The sequence below is a fragment of the Halobacillus sp. BBL2006 genome (assembly GCF_000786645.1).
In the GTDB taxonomy this organism is placed as follows: Bacteria; Bacillota; Bacilli; order Bacillales; family Halobacillaceae; genus Halobacillus.
The window spans coordinates 1-5,129 of sequence record NZ_JRNX01000277.1 but is presented as its reverse complement, the minus strand read 5'-3'; the positions used below and the strand labels follow the sequence as shown (position 1 = coordinate 5,129).

Below are 5,129 nucleotides of genomic sequence, written 5' to 3'. Positions count from 1 at the left end.
TTATCCCACAGCTGTTCAATCACCGTTTCGGAATCCTTTTGTGCGAAAGGTCCCAATAGTCGACAGAGCTTTTGCTCGAAGAAAGGTAATATGCCTAGAAAACCGATTATGTTTTCTCCTTCCCAGGCTACATAGGCAAGCGGCTCTTTAAATTGGGTCAGTGTCCATATTTGCTCGAAGATTTCATTCGGGTCTGATGCAAGCCAGGCTACATAATGGTCATCTTGTTCATTCATATGGTATAGCCAATTTGCGACTGTATGTAATTCTTTGACCTCAAGTTCACGAATGTTCATGAAATCACCTTTTTCGTTTTCTTAAAATTCTGCCACAAAATGGGCAAAAAACCAAGCAAACATCATATGAAACTGCTTTCAGGTGAGATTATTTAAGGTTCAAATTATTTATGAATCATTATCCTCTACTGGAATTATAGGATTGATTTATACAAGACGGGGTAAATTGAGGGTAGAGATAAAGGAAGGGGGGGCGAGAGGCTTATGAAGAATCGGCTTAAGTACATATCCATTTATAGAATTATTATGATCGTATGGATGTCTTTGAAGTTTTTACTGCAGATTTTTTGGTTTCAGAAACGGCACAGAATATGGGATCAGGACACAAAGACCAAGTGGGAGGACATGCTGGAACGCCAGGCCGAAGAGTATCGGAAAAAAGCGATTGCTCTAGGCGGATTGCTCATCAAATTCGGGCAATTTTTAAGTTCAAGAGGAGATTTGCTCCCACATTCATTCATAAAAGAACTAGAAGGCCTTGTCGACCGTGTCGAACCTGTACCTTTTCATCGTTCAAAAGAAACAATGGAAGAAGATTGGAATGCTCCAATTGATGAATATTTGGCGCATATCGAAGAAGACTCGGTCGCCTCTGCATCAATCGGTGAAGTTTATAAAGCTGAGTTGAAAGATGGTACTCCAGTTGCGGTGAAAGTGCAGCGATATCGTGTGAAGGATATTTTTCGGATGGACTTTAAGGCTCTTCGAATCGTATTTTGGATGGTGAATCGGTTTACAAAGTTCGGGAAGAAAGCTGATCTTCCTGCGTTGTACCGAGAAGTCGTCAGAGTCATCAGTAATGAATTGGACTTCACGATGGAGTTGGATAATGGGCTTCATTTCAAGAAAAGATTTAAAGATTTTCCTTCTGTTTATATCCCGGACTATTATTCTGATCTCTCTACAAAGAGAGTGCTCGTAATGGAATGGATTGAAGGAACGAAGATTACAGATTTATCTTTTATTAAAAGGCATGAGATCGATCGTGAGCAGATTGCCAGAACATTGTTCGACTTATGTGTGGAGCAATTCTTGTACAGCGGCATGTTCCATTCGGATCCTCATCCGGGAAACTTAATGTTGAAGGCAGATGGAACGATTGTTGTTATTGATTTTGGGATGGTAGGAGAAATAAAGAACGAGGATGCCAACTCGATACGAACGATGATCCAAGGGTTTATCCTTGACGATTATGATCGCGTCATTGAAGCTCTTCAGGAGATGGATTTTCTGTTACCGCAGGCAGACACAGAAAAAGTAAAAAAGTTGATGAAGCAGACGACAGATATGTATTTGGAAGGGAACTTTGACAAGTTGGATGCGCATATGATGAATGATATGCTTAGTGATTTGCAACAATTTGTCAAGGAGCAGCCGATACAGCTTCCCGCAGACTATGCTTTCTTAGGGCGCGCAACTTCGATCATCGTAGGGGTGCTCAGTACGGTGTACCCGCAAATTGATTTGATCAAGTGGGGGCGGCCGGTGATCAAGGATTGGATGTCGGGGGAGGATTCGAGTTTTTCCATCTACAAAGAAGTGGCCAAAGAAACAGCACGGCCCTTATTATCTTTGCCTCGTGCACTCATTGAGTATTTAGAAGACGGGGATAAGGAAAGGGAATGGAAAAGTTACCACCAGAAGAATCAACTTTTTCATCAATTTTACCTCTTTTATGCTTTGCTGTCTTTTTTGATTATGATAGCAGGAGGAGGAGTTTTATACTTTACTATTATCGTAACGGTCATTCCATACCTTTGGATCGGTTCAACCATGTTTGGCCTTGGCTTTGTTGGATTCTTGCTATGTTTAGTTAGTCATTTACGGATGATCAAGCGAGTCCATCATAATAGGAGGAATGAAAGATGAATGATTTATTAAAGAAAGGCTTTTATTTAGGGCTTGGTGCGGCTGTTAGTGGTAAAGAAAAGTTTGAAAAAGTGGTCGATGAGATGGTGAAACACGGAGAAGTATCTCCATCGCAGGCGAAGTCCTTGATGCAGTCGTGGATCGATAAAGGTGAAAATGTGGATATGGATTGGGCGGATCAAGCCAAAGCTAAAGTTCAAGACCGCATGAAAGGACTGGGCTTCGTTTCAAAAAAAGAGTACGAAGTGCTAGAAGCGCGTGTCAAGCGTTTAGAGAGAATATTAGATCAGCAAAGGTAATGGAAACCCTGCCTCCGAGAAGGTAGGGTTTTTCATTTGTTCCTACAACGGCGGCATTTAACTTGACCACTCCTAAAGAAAGTTTCAGTTGTAAGAGATTAGGAAATAGAGCTTGTATAAATAAGAAAGAATGTGAATGGTTTAGAGCAACTGAAAAATTCAATGTAAAGGTTGAGTGAAATGAGAAAAGCAGGCTTATTTCTAATGCTGATCTTGTTAAGCGGCTGCAATATTCGCGTATTGGACCCTGCAAGTGACACAGCTGAGAAACTGACGGATTTAATTTACTTGAGCTTTGGCTTAATGATGCTTGTCTTTATAGTCGTCATTATTCTATTTGTACGTTTTGTAAGTAAATACCGAGACAACAGCGAAAGTAAACCTCGAACAATTAAAGATGACAAAGAGAATAAATGGCTGGAGCTTACGTGGACGATTCTGCCTTTTATTCTATTAGCTATTCTAGCGGTTCCAACGATAAAAGCTACATACGATCTTACCTCGAGTATTTCAGAAAATGAAGAAGGATCGTCTGGTGATGAGATCATTATTGATGTAGAAGCCCAGCGGTTCAACTGGAAGTTTACATATGAAAACGGGAGCACGTCTTATGATGAACTCGTTTTGCCTGTTGGAAAAAAAGTGAAATTTCGGCTCACCTCCAAGGATGTGATCCATTCATTTTGGATCCCGAGTCTTGCCGGAAAAATCGATGTGATACCCGGAAAAGAAACGAAGTTATCATTCCGACCGTCGGATACGGGGACATTTCAGGGGAAATGTGCTGAATTCTGTGGAGCAGAACATGCCTTAATGAGATTTGAGACAAGAGTTGTGAGCAATTTCGAGTTTCAACAATGGTTAAAACAAGAGTAATTTAGAAGAAAAGGGTGACTTATAATGTATGTGCCATTAATAGGGGAAGTCCCTTCAGATATTATAGTCTCATGGATTGTGATGATGATCTTAGGCAGTTTTCTTTTACGATGGATTACTGTAAATAAAAAATGGCCTCTCCTGTGGGGGTATATGCGAACAACCCACCATAGGAAGATTGGGACGATGTATATTTTATTCGCCGTGTTATTTTTTGTCCGGGGAGGGATCGATGCATTATTCATTCGTACCCAGCTGGCCGTACCAGAAAATGACTTCTGGGTGTTTCAATCGGACAAGTATAACGAGGTATTTACCACTCATGGTACGGTCATGATATTTTTTGTAGCTATGCCTCTCCTGATTGGTTTAATGAATGTGGCAGTCCCATTGCAGATCGGGGCAAATGATTTAGCTTTTCCTTATTTGAATGCTGTCAGCTTCTGGTTGTTTATATCCGGTGCTTTCATCTTCAATATGGCCTTCTTTTTTAATGCAGCCCCTAATGCAGGATGGACAGCCTATGCTCCTTTATCCACGGATACGTTTACAACTGGACCTAACAATAACTATTACATATTTGGACTGCAGTTATCAGGGCTTGGGACCATATTTACCTCCATCAACATGATTGTGACCATTTTCCGCTTAAGAGCACCAGGGATGAAGATGACCCGTATGCCTTTATTTCCATGGGCGACACTACTCACTTCTTTTTTGATTTTAATTGCTTTTCCTGTACTGACTATTGCCTTATTTCTTTTAACATTTGACCGTCTGTACGGTACTTCATTCTTTATCGGTGAACTAGGATCTCCGATCTATTACCAGCACTTATTTTGGATTTTTGGTCATCCGGAAGTCTATATTCTTATTATTCCAGCCTTCGGTATTTTTTCAGATGTCATATCTACTTTTTCAAGAAAACGAATCTATGGATATACATCGATGGTGATCGCCATCGCATTGATTGGGTTACTTGGATTCATGGTTTGGGCCCACCATATGTTTACGGTAGGACTCGGACCATTAGCCAACTCTGTTTTTGCGATAACGACGATGCTTATTGCGGTCCCTACAGGGATTAAGATCTTTAACTGGCTGTTTACGATGCGGCACGGAGCAATAAAAATTAAAACTCCGATGCTCTTCTCGTTAGGATTTATACCGACCTTTGTTATGGGAGGAGTCACCGGTGTAATGCTGGCTGTGGCGGCGGCTGATTATCAATATCACGATACGTATTTTGTAGTTGCTCACTTTCACTATACGATGATTGGCGGGACAATTTTAGGGGCATTCGCGGGGATTTATTACTGGTATCCGAAAATGACAGGGAAAGTGTTGGACGAAAAACTGGGTCGATGGCATTTTTGGCTGTTCTTGATTGGTTTCCATTTAACCTTTTTGCCGCAACACTTCGCAGGACTTAACGGAATGCCACGCAGGGTGTACACCTACACCTGGGAGGATAACGTCTTCCTTCTAAACTTCATTAGTACCATCGGGGCCTTTTTAATGGGGGCAAGCATGTTGTTTGTTTTCTGGAACCTTTATAAAACACACCGTTTAACAGACAAAGTGGACGCAGACCCGTGGGATGGCCGTACTCTGGAATGGACGGTGGATTCTCCTTCGCCTGAGCATCCATTCAATCCAATGCCGAGAGTAAACGGACTGGACGCTTTTTGGTATGCGAAAGTAAAAAAAGAGAGGTTGCCAACAGCTGAAAACCCGAGGCCATCTCCAATTGCGGTTGAAACCATACAGCCCATTTTGCTGGCAGGGA

At 41.6% G+C, this 5,129-nt stretch carries 4 protein-coding genes and 1 pseudogene; 4 read left to right on the top strand and 1 reads right to left on the bottom strand.

Annotated features, from left to right (window positions below):
- Positions 1-296, bottom strand: a pseudogene (locus LD39_RS09190) (GNAT family N-acetyltransferase); the annotation flags it as partial.
- A 204-nt stretch (positions 297-500) separates the two neighbouring features.
- Between LD39_RS09190 and LD39_RS09185 the strand changes: the two are divergent.
- The 4 genes from LD39_RS09185 to ctaD all read left to right on the top strand — a co-directional run.
- The gene (locus LD39_RS09185) at positions 501-2,165 is read left to right on the top strand and encodes an AarF/ABC1/UbiB kinase family protein (protein WP_035545463.1); all 1,665 of its coding nucleotides are present in this window, start codon (positions 501-503) and stop codon (positions 2,163-2,165) included.
- Entirely contained in the window at positions 2,162-2,464 is a 303-nt protein-coding gene (locus tag LD39_RS09180) for a phasin family protein (RefSeq protein ID WP_035545462.1), read from the top strand. Before LD39_RS09185 ends, LD39_RS09180 begins: the two co-directional genes overlap by 4 nt.
- Before the next feature lie 180 nt (positions 2,465-2,644).
- On the top strand, positions 2,645-3,340 hold the full coding sequence (gene coxB, locus LD39_RS09175) for a cytochrome c oxidase subunit II (protein ID WP_052158794.1): 696 nt from the start codon (positions 2,645-2,647) through the stop codon (positions 3,338-3,340).
- A 24-nt stretch (positions 3,341-3,364) separates the two neighbouring features.
- A partial coding sequence (ctaD, locus tag LD39_RS09170; RefSeq protein WP_052158793.1) for a cytochrome c oxidase subunit I occupies positions 3,365-5,129 on the top strand: 1,765 nt, incomplete at its 3' end.

Bases quoted from the DNA above. Each gene is read 5' to 3' on its own strand.
- LD39_RS09185 (WP_035545463.1), top strand. From the start codon at position 501: ATGAAGAATCGGCTTAAGTACATATCCATTTATAGAATTATTATGATC.
- LD39_RS09180 (WP_035545462.1), top strand. From the start codon at position 2,162: ATGAATGATTTATTAAAGAAAGGCTTTTATTTAGGGCTTGGTGCGGCT.
- coxB (WP_052158794.1), top strand. From the start codon at position 2,645: ATGAGAAAAGCAGGCTTATTTCTAATGCTGATCTTGTTAAGCGGCTGC.